The 15,345-nt window shown below is 60.6% G+C and carries 17 protein-coding genes; 4 read left to right on the top strand and 13 right to left on the bottom strand.

What is annotated here, in order from left to right; genetic code table 11:
- Positions 1 to 236: 236 nt before the first annotated feature.
- From ACLBYB_RS20305 to ACLBYB_RS20315, 3 genes are all read right to left on the bottom strand, one after another.
- Positions 237 to 581 (bottom strand): hypothetical protein, encoded by a 345-nt coding sequence (locus tag ACLBYB_RS20305; RefSeq protein WP_447699824.1) that lies wholly within the window; start codon positions 579 to 581, stop codon positions 237 to 239.
- A 528-nt stretch (positions 582 to 1,109) separates the two neighbouring features.
- Positions 1,110 to 2,705, bottom strand: coding sequence for a tyrosine-type recombinase/integrase (locus ACLBYB_RS20310; protein WP_447699825.1), 1,596 nt, complete (start codon positions 2,703 to 2,705; stop codon positions 1,110 to 1,112).
- A gap of 774 nt (positions 2,706 to 3,479) precedes the next feature.
- The gene (locus ACLBYB_RS20315; protein ID WP_447699826.1) at positions 3,480 to 3,644 is read right to left on the bottom strand and encodes a hypothetical protein; all 165 of its coding nucleotides are present in this window, start codon (positions 3,642 to 3,644) and stop codon (positions 3,480 to 3,482) included.
- Between the two features lie 446 nt (positions 3,645 to 4,090).
- Here ACLBYB_RS20315 and ACLBYB_RS20320 point away from each other — a divergent pair, with 446 nt between their 5' ends.
- Positions 4,091 to 4,690 carry a hypothetical protein gene (locus ACLBYB_RS20320; RefSeq protein ID WP_447699827.1) on the top strand — a complete coding sequence of 200 codons (600 nt, stop codon included), beginning with the start codon at positions 4,091 to 4,093 and terminating at the stop codon, positions 4,688 to 4,690.
- A 558-nt stretch (positions 4,691 to 5,248) separates the two neighbouring features.
- Positions 5,249 to 5,560 carry a lysozyme inhibitor LprI family protein gene (locus ACLBYB_RS20325; RefSeq protein ID WP_447699828.1) on the top strand — a complete coding sequence of 104 codons (312 nt, stop codon included), beginning with the start codon at positions 5,249 to 5,251 and terminating at the stop codon, positions 5,558 to 5,560.
- Between the two features lie 98 nt (positions 5,561 to 5,658).
- On the opposite strand, the gene ACLBYB_RS20330 is transcribed toward ACLBYB_RS20325, so the two are convergent.
- The 3 genes from ACLBYB_RS20330 to ACLBYB_RS20340 are packed head-to-tail and all read right to left on the bottom strand — an operon-like array spanning position 5,659 to position 7,656.
- Positions 5,659 to 6,972 (bottom strand): transglycosylase SLT domain-containing protein, encoded by a 1,314-nt coding sequence (locus ACLBYB_RS20330; protein WP_447699829.1) that lies wholly within the window; start codon positions 6,970 to 6,972, stop codon positions 5,659 to 5,661.
- Between the two features lie 20 nt (positions 6,973 to 6,992).
- The gene (locus ACLBYB_RS20335; RefSeq protein ID WP_447699830.1) at positions 6,993 to 7,259 is read right to left on the bottom strand and encodes a hypothetical protein; all 267 of its coding nucleotides are present in this window, start codon (positions 7,257 to 7,259) and stop codon (positions 6,993 to 6,995) included.
- A gap of 58 nt (positions 7,260 to 7,317) precedes the next feature.
- Positions 7,318 to 7,656: a hypothetical protein gene (locus ACLBYB_RS20340; RefSeq protein ID WP_447699831.1), complete on the bottom strand. Its 339-nt coding sequence runs from the start codon at positions 7,654 to 7,656 to the stop codon at positions 7,318 to 7,320.
- 201 nt (positions 7,657 to 7,857) lie between these two features.
- Between ACLBYB_RS20340 and ACLBYB_RS20345 the strand changes: the two genes are divergently transcribed.
- Positions 7,858 to 8,679, top strand: coding sequence for a hypothetical protein (locus ACLBYB_RS20345; protein WP_447699832.1), 822 nt, complete (start codon positions 7,858 to 7,860; stop codon positions 8,677 to 8,679).
- Between the two features lie 24 nt (positions 8,680 to 8,703).
- Here the strand turns inward: ACLBYB_RS20345 and ACLBYB_RS20350 are convergent, their stop codons facing one another.
- From ACLBYB_RS20350 to ACLBYB_RS20365, 4 genes are all read right to left on the bottom strand, one after another.
- Positions 8,704 to 9,258, bottom strand: coding sequence for a recombinase family protein (locus tag ACLBYB_RS20350; protein ID WP_447699833.1), 555 nt, complete (start codon positions 9,256 to 9,258; stop codon positions 8,704 to 8,706).
- 282 nt (positions 9,259 to 9,540) lie between these two features.
- Positions 9,541 to 9,954 (bottom strand): hypothetical protein, encoded by a 414-nt coding sequence (locus ACLBYB_RS20355; protein ID WP_447699834.1) that lies wholly within the window; start codon positions 9,952 to 9,954, stop codon positions 9,541 to 9,543.
- A gap of 54 nt (positions 9,955 to 10,008) precedes the next feature.
- A complete protein-coding gene (locus ACLBYB_RS20360; protein WP_447699835.1) occupies positions 10,009 to 10,566 on the bottom strand; it encodes a hypothetical protein in 558 nt (185 codons plus the stop codon).
- Between the two features lie 223 nt (positions 10,567 to 10,789).
- Positions 10,790 to 11,350, bottom strand: coding sequence for a hypothetical protein (locus ACLBYB_RS20365; RefSeq protein WP_447699836.1), 561 nt, complete (start codon positions 11,348 to 11,350; stop codon positions 10,790 to 10,792).
- A 1,425-nt stretch (positions 11,351 to 12,775) separates the two neighbouring features.
- Between ACLBYB_RS20365 and ACLBYB_RS20370 the strand changes: the two genes are divergently transcribed.
- Positions 12,776 to 13,246: a hypothetical protein gene (locus tag ACLBYB_RS20370; RefSeq protein ID WP_447699837.1), complete on the top strand. Its 471-nt coding sequence runs from the start codon at positions 12,776 to 12,778 to the stop codon at positions 13,244 to 13,246.
- Between the two features lie 709 nt (positions 13,247 to 13,955).
- On the opposite strand, the gene ACLBYB_RS20375 is transcribed toward ACLBYB_RS20370, so the two are convergent.
- The 3 genes from ACLBYB_RS20375 to ACLBYB_RS20385 all read right to left on the bottom strand — a co-directional run bounded on the left by ACLBYB_RS20375 (position 13,956) and on the right by ACLBYB_RS20385 (position 15,259).
- Positions 13,956 to 14,306 (bottom strand): DUF6883 domain-containing protein, encoded by a 351-nt coding sequence (locus ACLBYB_RS20375; protein WP_447699838.1) that lies wholly within the window; start codon positions 14,304 to 14,306, stop codon positions 13,956 to 13,958.
- Complete coding sequence (locus ACLBYB_RS20380; protein ID WP_447699839.1) at positions 14,303 to 14,623, bottom strand: DUF4926 domain-containing protein; 321 nt, start codon at positions 14,621 to 14,623, stop codon at positions 14,303 to 14,305. Before ACLBYB_RS20380 ends, ACLBYB_RS20375 begins: the two co-directional genes overlap by 4 nt.
- A gap of 282 nt (positions 14,624 to 14,905) precedes the next feature.
- The gene (locus tag ACLBYB_RS20385) at positions 14,906 to 15,259 is read right to left on the bottom strand and encodes an HNH endonuclease (protein WP_447699840.1); all 354 of its coding nucleotides are present in this window, start codon (positions 15,257 to 15,259) and stop codon (positions 14,906 to 14,908) included.
- Between the last annotated feature and the right edge of the window lie 86 nt (positions 15,260 to 15,345).

Below are 15,345 nucleotides of genomic sequence, written 5' to 3' on the forward strand. Positions count from 1 at the left end.
GGATTGATGACAAACCGGAAACCCGCGCCAGCGACCGCGAGGAATTCGGGTTTGATCCGGAAGGGGCCGAACTCATCGGCAGGCGGAACGCATTCGCGACCGGACGCTCCTCGACGGCAAGACAGTTATCGAAGACTTGCCCGAGTTATCATCCTTCAAGATGTGAACATACCGCCTGTCGAGCAGCTTTCATTTGCCTCGCTCGCTGCCAGAATGTGGGAATGCGATGGAGGCGCTTACTTCGGGAGCGGGCGCAGCCTGATCGATAGGATTGCGGGGAAGAAACGATCAAAAGAACGGTCGAAGTACTCTTCGTAAGCCGAAAAAGTGACCAAGATAGCGAGCGCGTCGGTAGTGCTTGCTAAATACTCGGTGTAATAGGTAGCCAGCTCCGACTCATAGTGCCGGGCATGGACCCACATCTTGTCGCCGATGGCCTCGCGCTTAACGAAATCGACCCTCGAAGATCTACCGAGCTGGTTGCCCCTTCCATCCATGACGGGCCTCGTTGCGGCGAGGTGGTCCTCGTAGCGGTCCAGCCTGTCGTCGGGACCCTTGAGCTTGGCCGCCAGGATGATCATGGCACTCTTCTGTCGACCCTCCCTGTCGTCGGTGCAGACCCAAGCCGTCGTCTCCAACTCGCAGGTCCACTCGTCCGGCAAGTCGAACTCGATGTACGAGCTTCGGAAGGTCGTGGCGCCGTGTAAGCCACGTCGCGCTTGTCGCGCAGGAGTTCGACGAGGCCGGTGGCGATGCGGTCGGAGGAAGGCTGCCGGACCTCCATCGCCGACCCAGGGGTCCACCCGACCATGGACGCCCAGACAGTCACCACCCATGCCAATCGCCGCTTCGGCGTGCGAGGGAGGGAGTTCCCGGACCCCCGGATGAAGGCCGGCGCCATTGGCATGACAACCTCGCTCCGGCGCCGGTCGCGATAGGCAGGGCGCGGCGGTCGTCACAATAGCTAAGGTAACCATCCGGACTCAACGCGAAACAAGCGCGTCACGTGACAGCAGGACCGACAATCCGGGCATCGGATGGCATTCGGGAGTCTCGTGACCCACACCTGTCCATATGCGCACTTCCGATGAACGTGCGGTGCGCGGCGGCTAGCCGGGCGGCGAGGTGAGGGGGTTCCCGGATGCCCGCTTCCGCTGCCGGGTGGTCCGTCCCGTCGCATAACGTTCGGCGTTTCCTGCCTTCATCCGGGCCTTCTCCCCTTCGGTAGAGACCCCCCTTTGGAGGTCGCGCAGCCGCACGATCTCGGCCTTGAGTTCCTCCAGGGGCAGCAGGTCCGCTGCCTGCACGGCGGGTTCCAGCAACTCGGCCCAGGTCGACATGACGGGACGCTTGAAGGAAAGGAGCTCGGCTTCCGTGTAGCGCCGCGTCATGCGGTGTTCGTCGTGGGTCGTCTCCGACCCGGCCGTCGCGTGATCGAGGATGTAGCCGACGAAAGCCAAGTGGTGCCCGGCCTCGGCCAGCACGGAGGAGAAACACCGTCGTACATCGTGCGGACTCATATCCGCTCCGGGGATCGTCGGCAGGTTCTTGGTCAGCGTCCCCACCTCGATGTGCCCGCTCTTGGCCGGGACGCCGAACTTGGCGGGCCTGCGGTTCGGGAAGAGCCACTCGGTTTCGGGTTCATGTTCGGCCAACCACGTCAGGTGACGCTGCACGGCCGCCCAAGCCGGCGGTGGCAGAGGGATGCTGTGCGGCTTACCAGTCGCCTTGGCCTTGGGGGTTTTGCGATGGCCGGCGCGCCAGATGCCCCAGCCCTCGTGGGCGGGCCACGCCTCGAATTCCTCGACCCGGGCTCTCGCGATGGTCAGGCGCCGCTGCGCAGTCCAGGCGAGCAGCTCGACGGCGGCCGCGATCACCGGCCGCAGGGCCCCGCTGCGCGCCGTCGCGACGACCAACCCGAGACGGTTCAGGTCGGGGAAGCGTTGCCTTGCCTTCACGGCTCCGAGCTTGGGCGCCTTCAACCGGTCGAGGACGTTGCCGCTGATGCCCGCCGCCCGTTCCTGAGCCGGCTCCGCCAGCCAGCCGAACATCCGCTTCGTAACCCGCACCACGTCGCGGGCTTGGCTGCGCTTGCCTTCCTTCACCAGCGCCGCGGTCACCTTCGCGACGTCCGAAGCGGCGATGCGCGCCACGGGGATGCGGTCGAGTTCGCGCATGGCCGGACAACCGACGACGGACACGTAGTTCCGCACGGTCTCAGCTGTCAGGTTTCCGACCTCCGCCTCGGACGCGAGCCACCGGGCCCAGCCGTCGCGCGCCTGCCGGTAGGTCCAGGTCGTCAACCTTTCCTCGCGGGCATGGATGATGGCGCGGGGCGGCTTCGGGTCCTTCGGGTCTACCTTGCCCTTCCGCTCGGTCTTGCGGTCCTCCCACAGCAAGGTGTCGTGCAAGGACTTCATCCAGTACGCGTCGGGTACCCCGTGGTCGGACGTGACGTGCCACTTGATGTTCCTGGCGGCGCTACGCGCATGGGCGAGCGACCAGACATCGACCGGTCCGATGGTGATCCTCCGATCCTTGCCTTGATGCTGAAGCCGCATCTGCCAGACGCAGCCCGACGGCTGGACCCGTAGCACGAGCCCCCTGCTTTCCACGTCGTTGATCTCGCGCCTAACGCCGGCAAGGGCGTCGGCCTTGGCCTTGACGATGGTCGTCTGACGGATCTCGACACGTTCGCTGGCCACGGTTCGCTCCCGTCGCATGCGGGATCGTCTAGGACGACCCTAGGACGACATGATAAAAGCAAGCATCGTCCTGAGTAGCAAGGGGAATTTGGCCGTTCGGCCAAAAGCCGCATGGAAGCGAACTGCCGTTCGGTATCTTTTGGGGTGAGGCCGCAATGACTTGCGGGGCGTAGGGGACTTTCTCCCCCGAGGGGAACAGACAGGAACGCGACCGGGGGACAGTTTTTAGAGCCTTCGCCTTCTAAGCGGCAGGTCGTAGGTTCGAGCCCTACCGGGGTCGCCAGGATTTTACCCGTCATATCAATAACTTGGCGGGTTTTTCTTTGCCGCGGCGCCTCGTTCTAGGCTTGCAACACGCCGTAACACGAATCATGAAATTACAATGGGTTACGACGCGATCCAATGTGCTCGCGGGTGCTCGACGCAACACGAACGCAACACGAGAAGGCTGCATTCCTCTTCGCTGCGCAGGCACAATTATCCGGCCCGCAGGCCTGATCGATCAGAGGCCTGGTACATCATCAATGTCGGGGGCCGACTCTTTGTTGAGCGGGGCAGGATCGTCCTCGGGAGCCGGCGGCAGCCTCGGCGGCGGCATGTCACCGGTGTTGGGCGACATGGGCCGGCCGTGGGGCAGCTCTGATTCCGGCGGGTCGCACTCAGGTCCTTTGGCGGGGTCAGCCATCTTGTGCGCTCCTGTCGCTGCAAGAGGCGAACAGGTAGCCAAGATGGGTGTTCCACCTAACGAAGTGATGCCAGCCGCGCCGCCGCCGGTCAGCTGGCTTTCGACCAGAGCAGGAAGCCGGTAGCAGCCAACAGGAGCCACGCGGATACGCGCGCGATCCCGGCCGCGGGCGCCTGTTCTTCCTGACGTTCATGGGCAGCCTCAGCCAGGATCGCGGAGCACAGCGCGGTCTCAAGGCTCAGAACGGCAGCCAACCACTGTCACATGGTTGATCCCCACGAAAGAGGCCGGAGCCCGTAGGCCCCGGCCGAGTCTCGGAAGAAACGCCCTGTGTGTAGGAGCCATTCCCAGTTTGGAGGCACGGTTTCTTATTTGCGTCCGTGTACGTTCTAGTAGGAGGCGCTCGAGGGTTTCGTAATCGGGTGCCAAACTGCGGACCAGCTCGATTTCCTCTCTCGGCCAATGTTCTCCGGGCATTCGCGCCTCCATCGAGGTGCCCCCATGCCTGCAGGGCTCGCCGGCTCTCAGTCGGCCCGATCGATGCCAACGCCAGTTTTTTGCAGGCATTCAAAGGCTGAACCAGCAAGCAAGTGATTCGACATCCGTTCTCACGCCGTTGTCGGATGCAGCAGCGTGGTGGCTACCTCTGCTTGAGCTAAGCTGCGCTAAGAACCCGAATCACAGCCCAGCATCGCGCAGCATGAACAAGAAGCTGAAGCCGGTTTTCTCACAAGCGGAGAGTGAGGGATTTGCGATGGCTGCAAATCCCCACCAATGGCTTTTGAGCGCGAGCAATCTCCACGATCAAGCTACGGCGCTCCACGCCCAGAGAGGCCGGGGTTATTTACAGTTCACACAGCAAGAAACGGTTCGGCACACCTGGGATGAGGTTGATCGCGCAACTTTCTTGCTTTGTGCATTCGCACTCGAAAATATGATTAAATCTTTTTTGATCTATGAGCATCCAAACTGGGTCTCCGACGGATATCTTGCAAATGATATATGCTCACATAGACTTGTTCAACTTGGCGACAAATCTACCTTGATGCCGTATCGAAGACGAGATCGGTGGGTGCTCGCCGCATTTGAGGAAGGTAATGAGAGTTGGATGCGGTATCCATGCGGTTGTAGGGCAGGCGATATTAGACCCGCCGCAGATATGCACAATAAATTATGGACCGCTTATCAACGTGTAATGCGCGGCTGTGGCGCCAAGATGATAAGTTTGCTGAGCAAAGGCTGGGTTGGGCCTTACGGCTCGCCGGGGCGATGGAAATTCCAAGGAGACTGGTTCGCTTGACGTGCCTCTGATCGTCGATCTGAAAATCTGGACCGCCTTAGCCGCCCAGATTTTCAGATCAGTGCTGCACTATGTGTTCAAGCATTGATTGTAACTCGCCCATCTGTGGCTATTGTCAAGTTTATATTTGCAAGGCGATCGACGGGTTTTGTTTTTACGAAATTGTCATCGGCCTCATAAAACTTGTACCATCCTGGTTGTTGAGAGGTGTTGTGCTCTGCCACGTAATTGCCTATCGATAACTTCCCAAGGACTGCGCCGACTGAATTGCGCACCTCAATTGGCTGATCAACTTTCAGATTAATGGACGACGGCTGTATCATTGAGATCTTACCCTGAGTGGGTGGGCGGCGGGTGTGGTTATAGTGCTTCTCGCCTCTAGGCGCATCCAACCTCGCTCGGGGCGAGGGCGGCGCGGGCTTCAGGGCCCGCGGTAGTCGATAGGACGCCCAGGCCGTCGAGATAGGCCGGGGCGACCCAAGCGACGCTCTCTCGTCTCCGCTCGACGCATTCAGCGACGTAATTTGGCCGTGGCTGGTAGTCCTGACGTACGTCGAGTTGTCCAACTGCCTTTTCGATCAGACCAAGGCGCTCCGCATCCGTGTGAGGGCGGAGTTGAAGAAGCGTGTGGCCGATGCCGAGGCCACTGCTGCTGAAGGGCCCATGGGAGGGATGTCGGGAGCCGAACGCGCCAATGAAGGGAAACGGGCCGTGCTGAAGGGGCAGGCTGCCTGGGAGAACTACACGAAGGTCGTGTGTGATGAGGCCGCCGCGGAGGTTGGCCGGACCGGCGGTAACGGTGGGGACCTCTCTCTAGCCAACTGCCAGATTCGCCACCTCGTGAACCGCTACAACGAACTGCGCCGCTGAGGTCGGCCGTTCACCTAACGGGAAAAGTGTCTCTCCCTAACCTTCTGTAACGCCGCGAGCCGTTGGCGACGATCCCGTTGATGTTGCGCTCGATGTGGTCATGGACCTGAGACATGCCGGCGGCGGCGCCACGCTGGATCGCAGCCTGCACCTCGGCATTCCCTGCGCGCCTCGCGCGTCGATCGAGACGGCGACCTGCCCGGGCGCGGCCTGTGCCGATGCCGGCGCGGTGGGCACTGGAGGCACAGGCGCCGAGACCTGTGGCATGGCCACGAAGGCATCGTCCGCGTAGCCCCGCACCCCGCTGATCCAGTCGAAGAAGCCCCGCCCGTACTGGCGGACCACGTTGGCCGGCATGACGTACTCACCGCGTGGACGATGCCCGCCGGCTGGTACTTCCCGCCGTCGCCCGTGTAGCCGCCATCGGCGAACCCGAAGAGCGAGCCGAGGCCGCCGCCTCCGCTCTTGAAGAGCGAGCCGACGAGCGAGTCGACGAGCCCGCTGAGCAGCTTGTCGCTGATCCGGCTGAGCGCGTTGCCGAAAGCCTTGGCCGCGTTCTCCCCGTGCGAGAGCGCCGTGGCGAAGCCGCTAGCCGCGTCCGTCAGCGTGCTCCGGGCGTCGCTCAGATACTGGTTCGACCGGGACTGGTCGATCACCGCCTGTGCGCCGGGCGAGGTCGTGTCGCCGACGGTCGAGCGCGCCCGGCTGTAGGCGGCCTGATCGTAGCGGTCGCGCCCGAGTTGCTCGCGCTCGAAGCCCGTATCGCTGGCGAACTGGACCAACTTGAGCTTCTGGGCGGCAGTCGCCGAGCTGGTCGCGAAGGAATCAATGCTGGCGCGCAGGGCGTCGGTCAGCGGCACACCCCGCGCGAGCTGATCAGACAGCATCCGGTTGGCCGTGGTCTGCGCCTCTAGCGCAAGCCCATTCCGGCCATAGAGCTCGGTGTTGAGCCGCAGGTTGTCGTTGGCGGTCTGGAGCGCCCGAGCGTTGGCATCCGCCTCCCGCACCTGCCCCAAGGTCGAGGCGTCACCCATCTGGCCAGCCCGCCGGAGCACGTCGGCGGCGTAGGCTTGGTTCGCCCCGGGGGCGCGGCTGCCGTAGTAGCTCTGCAGGGCCTTCGCGAGGTCACCGCCGGCTTGGTCGAGCTTCATGGAGAGCACGCCGCCGATACCCGCCGCACCCTGCTCCGGATCCGTCCGATCGAAACCGGGCGGGAGATATCCGCCACGGACTGCAGCCTGCGCAGTGCCAATGGTGATCTGGCCGAGGCCATAGGCAGAGGTGCTGGGCAGGCCCCGGCTATTGCGCACCCGGGTCGGACCGATGTTGGGGTTTCCACTCGACTCCTTCTCGGCCACGGCGGCGATGATGGCCGCTGGGATCCTGCCGTATTGCTCCGCCGCAGCCGTCACCTGCTGCTGGACGCTCGCGCTCAGCCGGGAGAAAGCGCCGCCCGTGGTGTTCTCGCTGAGTCGGCGGCCATGGCCGCGAGGCGCATCAGGGCGGTGCGGTCGCGTAGGGTGCGCAGGAAGCTGGTCTTGACCCGCATCACCAGCAGTGGCGGCACGCCCGCGGCAGCGTAGTGGTCTGCCGGCGCCTCCATCCCGCTCATGGCGGGGGCCAGCAGGCTGTCGATGAAGGCTTCCGTGCGCTCGCTGTCCGGGCAGTCCAGGATCGCGCGCCCGACCGCCTCCGCCACATCTCGTCCAAAGACGGCGTCGGCCTTCCGCGCATCAGCTCGTGTGCGGGGTAGGAGCTCAGCCGACATGGGCGCGCGCCACTGTGTCGGCGACCATGCGCCGGCGGGCCGCCGCGCTTGGGGGCTTCGGAAGGGTGACGAGGGCGGCGTAGGCCTCACGGATGCGGGTCTCGTACTCTCGCAATTCGATCGCCAGTTCGGCGAGACGGGCTCGGCGGTCTGGGGGCAACGCATGCCAATGGCGATCCACACTGGCGCGACCAACACCGAACCGGTCCGCGATCACCTGGAGGCTGTCGCCGGCAGCGCGGGCAAGCTCGATCTTGGCGCATGCAGGATGCGCGGCGATGCTCGGCTTGCGCCCCGGTCTTGAGCGGGTGTGGGTCTCGGCCGACATGCGCGGGCCTCCGGTGATCCGGTGAGGTGCCCGCAGCCGGCCCTGTCTCAGGCTGCCCTATGGCATGTCGCGGCGCCGGCTCAGACCAGCGGCGACCTCAGAACATATCGTGAAGCTCTAGCCCGGATCAGGCGGAGGCCTTCGAGGTAGTTGGCCAGTTTGGGTTTTGACACGCTGACGCGACACGTCCAGGTTCCCGTCATGTGGAACCCCGACCAACTCGCGCTGCTGAGAGAAGCTGGTATTGCGGGCAATTCCATTAGTGCCGGACTAGCAGCTATCCGCAAGGCGAACTACGCCACGCCAGGCCTGTACGGACATGCCTTTTTCAGTTTCAGCGTCGGCTTAGAGCGGATGCTGAAGCTTATATACATAATGGCGTATCTGATCGAGAATAAACAATTTCCCACCGACAATCATCTGAGGGACCTGAGGCATAATATCAAGACGCTGTTCGAGCACGCGCAGCAAATTCAAATTAAATATGAAGCGCCAGCCGGAGAAAGTGACGTTGTTGCCGGCAGCGTTGAAATGTTAATCGTTGAATTTATGAGCAGATTTGCGCAAGGAACACGATACTACAACCTTGACCTGCTTGTAAAAAGCAAAAAAGCCGCCGCGAGTATCGACCCCATTAAAGATTGGTTCAATACCGTTGGAGTCCCTATACTAGATCTGCACCCGACTCCCAAAAGAGAGCAAAAAATCCGCTTTAATGCTGAAATCGTACATAGAGCAACATCTGAGTTTCGTATAGTTCGTCATACTGCTGAGGACGGAACACCGCTTAATGATGTCTTTTCCGCTTCGTATCATACTGGCATTACAGAAATAACTCGTAAATATGGAAACTTATACGGAGCTCGTCTTTGTCGATATTTGTATTATACGCTTTGGCACATGCGGCATGAATGCCATAACCATGATCAAGATGTGCCTTATTTAGATGAGCTATTTTTCCCGTTTATGAACGACGATGCTTATCTTTTATCTAGGCGAACATTCCCTCCATTATCTCAATAGTTTTGGCTGGAATTACAAACCGATCTACTGCTTATTTGGGCGGAGCACTCGGTGTACCGATCCTTTGCCGATCCCGATGTGCGCGGCGATGGCGCCCATGCTCAGGCCCTGGCTGGCGAACGCCTCGATCTCAGCCGCTCTCGCCTGCACGGTCGGTTTCCGGCCCTTGTACCGACCCTCGCCCTTGGCCTTCGCGATACCCTCGCGCTGGCGCTCCAGCATCATCTCCCGCTCGAACTGTGCGACGCCGGCCGTGACGTTGAGCATCAGCTTGCCGGTGGGAGTCGACGTGTCGACGCCGAGGTTGACGATGCGCAGGCCAACCCGCTTCGCCTCGAGGACCTCGATGATCCTGCCGAGATGGGTGACGGACCGGGCGAGCCGATCCAGCTTGGTCACCACGAGGGTGTCACCCTCACGAACGAAGTCGAGCACGGCGTTGAGCTGCGCCCGGGGTGCCACCGATGACACCTGCTCCCGATACAGCTTCTCGCAGCCGAGGGTGGTCAGGTCTCGGACCTGAGCCTCCAGGCCAGCTTCCTGTTCCAGAGTGCTGACGCGGACATATCCACCGATCACGGGGCGATCCGTTCCAATAGGCTTCTAGGCGTAGTTCCCGCCCGCGTTCCAAAACGCAATTGAACTTAATTGGAACCACGAAGCCGAATTGGCGGGACGTTCCATAAGGGCTTGCCCTATTGGACCGTCCTCGCCGTTGCATCTGTTGCATGAGCTACGAGTAACTAAGCCGAAGGCGTGCGCACCGGCTGCTATAGTCGGAAGCTGAATGTCTGCTTCCAGAAAAGACCTTCATCTTAATCTTTCGCCGGCGCTTGGCCTTCAAGCGCCGGCAACAATCAATTATGCGTTTCCGCTATCGAAGCCCAATACAGCAGCAGCGCATGGTATATTGTGATCATTCAAGCTTTTGGTTGATTCCAATATCAACTTCGCGCAATCACCGATATTGTTGTTCCTATTTTGATTCGGATTGCTGCAAACCAATATGGCAAATATTGGTTGACCCAGTGGGAACGGGTCATCCGATCCTCCCATCGCACGTATTGAAAGTGGAAATGGATTATCTGAACCCCCGATAAGCATTACGCGAGTTTCTGCTGGGAATGCTCCGCTTTCGTTCTCAGCCATCGGGAATACACAATCCTTACAGAAGATTTTTTGCAGCTGAGTAAAAACCTGTTCTTCAGTTTTATTGCAGACTTCAGCTGCAATTTTTGACAGAAAATCTGTCAGTGTATCTGTGGCAACGTTCAACTTTTCCTCCTATAAGTTTATTTTGTATTCTGTCAGCTCCGGCAGAATATTAAATTATCCGAACCAAATACGTTGAATAGTATGGCTATCATTAACCTCAGTGTTCACCCGCTCTGGTCTGTAATCCAAAGTAATCATATCTCCTTGTTTGTAGTACCTGCTTAGACGTCCGCTCAACTCAGCTATGGTAGTGGGTTGAGTTCCCGCGGATGTGGCAGTGGAAATGATGTTAAGGAACGCATTTCCCATTTTATCATGATCGTCGGTGTGTAATAGTCTATTGTATGCAAACGGATCTTCGCCACTGGCGAAAGCCATCGATTGATTGGGATTGCTCCAAATCCATGGCTTGAAACCCATTGGACCCACAAAGCCGTGGAACAGCATGTAAGTGCCCATCTCATTCAATTCATAGGCATTCACACGACCTGTCATTGCACCACAAACCGCTGGGATCATCACAGGCAGAGTGCGTTCTTCCTGAGACAAAATATTTTCTGCGCCGGCGATTTTTCCGAGCTGCCCCTTCAATTCCTCCAGACTAATGCCTCTTATCTCTGGATGACACTGAAGTGTGCCATTCTCTCTGTATACCCACATCGTTTTGGTCATGTTGGTCCCCTGAGTTCAATTAGTGGGTTGTATTTTTTGTGTCTGAGCAAGTCTGGCGCGAGTCATTACCTTATCAGTTTTTCCTCAATTGTGTTTTGACTCTCTGAAAATTGGTGCCCGCGCGGTCGCGCAGACGGTGTGGCCCGCGCTCCGAGTTTCCGACAAGCGAACGGTATCTGAGGACAGCGTCGGTGAGGGCGGCTGCCCCTTCCCGGTATTGGATCTAAAAGTTCTCCACCTCGACCGTGTGATATCCGTCCGCATCGACGATCGTGACGGTCTGAAGGGTGCTGCCAATGTGGAAGGTGATTTCGGCGGGAAAATCTTGCTTTTCCACGTTCCCGAGACGAGGCTCGTAGAAGAAAAGCCCGAACATTGGCGGATAGATGAGGAAGGCGAGTTGCTCCAACCGCACCCCTGTGTTCGCGTTTGGAAGCTGACCGGAGGCCGTAATGGTCACGGTTGGACCGATCTGGTTCGCCCTGTACGTGGCCCTGCCGAGCCTCTTGGTCGAGGCCGCAGCTTCCCCCTCGCCCTGCTTCAGCTGAGCCTGGAAGTTCCAAGGCGACCTATCCCCTTCCAAAACGAAGCCGAGCGGGAATGGCGTATCTTGGCCTCCAAGATCTATAACTTCCAATTGAGCCTGTTCAGACTTGTTGAAGGGGAATGGGCAATCTCTGCAAAGAACTTTGATAAGTGTGTCATATATCTCATCCGGGCTCTTGTTAGAGATTTTGTTGGCCAGGGATCTCAGAAGCGGTATTACGGGATCCGGGTATCTCATTGCGAACTCCCAGAGTGCCGACACAGTGAGTCGGTTGGATACCTTAACGCAGTTTTCAGGGCTGGGCGCTTGTCCGAATTCTGATCTGTCTGGACAGATCGTGACAAGAGCGCCCAATTATATTGATTTCAGCTCCATCCTAATCGGGCATCTTGGCGTAGAAGCTCTTGGCGCCCGCGCTGCGGGGCTGGCGGAGGCGGCGTAGACCCCGGCGAGAAGACAGGCCTGCCGCGCGAATTGGCGGCAGTTCGCCACCTGGTGCGCCGCTCACAGGCCCGCGGCGCTCCCAGCGGCGCCGGCGCCGATCGATCCCACCTCACCGCGCACGCTGATACGCACGCGATGCCGAGCCTTTCCCGGCGGCTCGCCGGCATCAGCTTTACTCATCAAAAGGGCTGGGCACTACCTCGACACCCGCCACCCAGTGATCCGGGACGTGATGGCTGGCCTCACGCGATCCAAGGGGGTCGTACCGCGCCAAGTCGAGGCACCGACCGTTCCTCTCGGAAAGCGCGTGGTGGCGACGTGCCGGGATGGGTTGGGCGATGTCCGGGACCGGGCGCTCATCCTAATCGGGCTCGCCGGCGGGTTCCGGCCCTCTAAGAGCTTTCTGATCGAGGGATGCTGTCAGCCGTCAGCCGGCTGGCGAGGCGTTGAACCTCGCGAAGGGCATCGATCACTTCGCCGAGCCGAGCGGCTGGGATCCTGATGCCCTTCTGCGTTTCCCTCATAGGGCCACGGCCCGTAGTGCTGGCTATCCGGAGATCCGCCCCGAGTTGCCCGGCTTTCTCGCGCAGGATCACACGGACGGCCTCCCGTGCGGACTTCGGGATTTCCGCAACGATACGGTCCGGCTTATCAGGCATCGCTCACCCCCAAGACTGTGAGGCTCAACACACGGGCGAGAGTCTGGAGCTGATCGAGTTCGCGACGATGGCGGCGCTGGTACGTGGTGGATACCGGCTCTGCGGGGCGAGGCTGAGGGCCGATCTCCTCCAGCACGGCGAGGTGCCGGCGGGCGAGGCCTGCCAGGAATGGCGCATGGTCACCGGAAGGCATGCGGCGGACCGCGCGGACCTGAAGGTACGTCATGCGGTCACCGACCGCAGCAGACGAGCGATGGCTGCCGCGAGGTCGCCGAATTGTGACCGACCGGCATTCCGGTGGTGTCCCGTGCGATGATGCCAGTCCCGATCGGAATCAGGGACCCAAGGCAGACGCCGTCTCGGTAGATGTCGAACATAGGAGCCCACCTTTACGCTACTCGGCGGCCTCAAAAATAATTACACACCGTATCGCATAATCCGAATAAAAATTCAACTCAACGGAACGGCGCACCCTGATTAACCTGAAGTCGAAAAGCACCGGACTGGTTTACCGGTCGCTCAGCCAGATGCCCGACGCTGACCAAGCGGAGGCAAGGCCATGCTGCTGATCGGGATCCTGGGGTTTTTCCTGATGGTGGGAGGCGTAGCCAATGCCATCCGAGAGCATGGAGATGGCCGGGAGAACCACGTTACCGGCTATGCGGCTTTGGCTGTGTTCGGGCTGGGTATGGTGCTCGCGCCGATCTTCCTGAAGGGTAGGCCAACAGTGGCTGTTGCCGCAGAGCCTGCTCAAGTCATTCCTGCTGCAGCGGGCTTAGCGCCCTTCAACACCCTCGCGATGGGCGAGTCCCGGATCTACGATATGGAATTCGGACAATGCCTCGGGTTCTTGGCTGAGGCGGGCGGCGTGTCGGGACAGGCACCCGTGAACCTAGTCGAGACCAGCATTATGCGCGTGGTGCGCCTTCCAGCTTCGGATGGATCAATCCTGCTGGCGTGCAGCCGCCCTGATCGGAGGCTCGTAGTCACCCTGAGCCATTCACGTTGCGGGCAAGAGGTGAATTGCTGACACCGCGATACGCTGTCTGCCTGTGCCTCGTGCTGCCAGTCCGCGCTGAGTTTTGGCATTCTGGCTCAGCGCTGCTTGACCCGACGGGCGAAACGCTCGATTAAGCCATCGTCGCGAGACGTGCAGGCGCAATAGCCGCCGATCGGGACAAGTCCTGAAAACCTGCTGACGCCAGCCTGCAATTGCGGGCCGAGCCTGTGCGACCGTACCTCATCCAAGCTGGTGCGCTCGGCGCCGGCCCTATCGCACGTGCAACCCGCTCTCGTTCGAGGCGGGTTTTTTTGTGCCCGAAGGACTCGAACAATGCCCGATTTCGATCACCTCACCGACGTCTTCCTGAATGGGTTCGCCAAGGGAACCGCTCAAGGCATCACTCGCTGGGCTTTGGACCTCCTGACCGAGCTGCGTGCTGGCCGGAAGGCAACGGCCCTCCCGAAGGCCCGCACGAGTGCTCTTGAGCGTCGTACGGCGGCGCCGACACAGGATTGGGCGGCTCGTCTATTGCGCGCTCGAGATCGCCAGAGGCCATCCGGCCGGCCGCCACAGCGTTGACCTCGAGCTAACCCGCCCAGGGCATTCTCATCCGCGAGCCGCGTTGCGTATCGGCTCCGGCTCATCGCTGGTGAGATCGGAGGCTCCCCCCGCACCGTGAGCAGATCAGGGCGGGGCCGAGCCTTTGATCCACCACCAGACTCCCGGTGTGGTCTTGTCACCGGGTCAGCGGAATGGCGGTGATGAAGCGCATGGTGCGCTCGCCATTCGCTTCGTTCGCTTCCCATACCGTTGCCAGCGGCATGTCGCGGCCGTCCGGTGCCCGCACGACGCCCTCGAACCTGATGCGGTTGGGACCGATGGGTTGCGGCTGCACAGTGCCTGGTAGGTTACCGAGCGCGTGTGCGGCCAGCGCATCAGCCAGAACATGAGGCTCGGCCAGCTTGAAGCCGAACCGCAGCAGGTATTTCGCTTTGGAGCCACCGCGCGCGTGTTGCGGGTTGAGTAGGTAGGCGGTGATCTTTGGGCCGTCGATTAGGAAGGTGACGGGAACGCTGGTCCCGCTCAACGAGCCGTCTCGGTGACGGCGCGGATCTGCTGCGGCAGAACCGTCACCAGCGCGCCTTCGGGTTCGGCGAATTCCACAGCGTAGCTCGTGCCATCGCCGTGCACGCTGACGATCGTACCTTCGGTGCCGGCTGGGATCGTGTCGCCATCATCACTCACCGCGGCAGCCAGCAGCACCACGTCATCGAGATCCCGAAATCTCGAGCGCGGGGCGTCCTGCTTGAACCGATAGGCGAATTCGAACGACATGCGCTCACATTTGCGCTTCGGTTGCATTCCTGCAAGTGCGCAAATGCGCGAGCCGTCGAAATCGCGCACTCGCAATCGGGAAGGCGCTCGGCGGAATTCCGGAAATTGGCGGCATGCCGCACGGGCAGCCTCGTCCAATGAGCAGCGCAATTCGTTTCTGGCGCGGGCCCGCATAAAACCCCCCGTCGCGCCCGAAATCCGGGAATTGGAAAAATGGCCAAATAGGCGGCCCGGAATTCGAATTAGGGTCGGAAATTCCAGGCTGCCGGAAAAAATAAATCTGCATGGCACCTAGTGTGATGGGGGCCCTAAGGGGGCTCTGGACTTTTGACCCGCCCCCTCCCCCTTTGCCTACAGCAGCCCCATGCGCTCGCCCCGGGCCCTCAGAGTCTTTGAGGTGTGACAGCTGCCGCACCTCAGGCGGATGTTCGTCTTATCGAGCGGCGCGCCGCCGTCCTTCAGCTCCACGACGTGGTCGCAATAGATCCGCGACGGCACGGTCCCACAGTCCTGGCAGCGGTAGCCCCGCTCTTCGACCACCTCTTTGCGCATCGTCTGCCACGCACTGGTGCCGTAGAATGCCATTGCGGGGTCAGCTTTCCGCCGCGCCGCATAGGTCCTGGGGTTTATTGGCTTCACAGTTCGATGATCCATCGCCTTCAATCGAGGCTGCATCATTCGGACTTTCGGCGGCTTCCGGGCCATGGTCTGTGTCCTCGTTACGCAACTGAGGCACCAACCTAACAATGAGAGCAATTGCTGTCGCGCCATGCTTGGGGAATCGACTCGAA

The organism is Methylobacterium sp. D54C (assembly GCF_053345595.1).

Bases quoted from the DNA above. Each gene is read 5' to 3' on its own strand.
- ACLBYB_RS20305 (WP_447699824.1), bottom strand. From the start codon at position 581: ATGATCATCCTGGCGGCCAAGCTCAAGGGTCCCGACGACAGGCTGGAC.
- ACLBYB_RS20320 (WP_447699827.1), top strand. From the start codon at position 4,091: ATGAACAAGAAGCTGAAGCCGGTTTTCTCACAAGCGGAGAGTGAGGGA.
- ACLBYB_RS20340 (WP_447699831.1), bottom strand. From the start codon at position 7,656: ATGTCGGCCGAGACCCACACCCGCTCAAGACCGGGGCGCAAGCCGAGC.
- ACLBYB_RS20345 (WP_447699832.1), top strand. From the start codon at position 7,858: ATGTGGAACCCCGACCAACTCGCGCTGCTGAGAGAAGCTGGTATTGCG.
- ACLBYB_RS20360 (WP_447699835.1), bottom strand. From the start codon at position 10,566: ATGACCAAAACGATGTGGGTATACAGAGAGAATGGCACACTTCAGTGT.
- ACLBYB_RS20365 (WP_447699836.1), bottom strand. From the start codon at position 11,350: ATGAGATACCCGGATCCCGTAATACCGCTTCTGAGATCCCTGGCCAAC.
- ACLBYB_RS20370 (WP_447699837.1), top strand. From the start codon at position 12,776: ATGCTGCTGATCGGGATCCTGGGGTTTTTCCTGATGGTGGGAGGCGTA.
- ACLBYB_RS20385 (WP_447699840.1), bottom strand. From the start codon at position 15,259: ATGGCCCGGAAGCCGCCGAAAGTCCGAATGATGCAGCCTCGATTGAAG.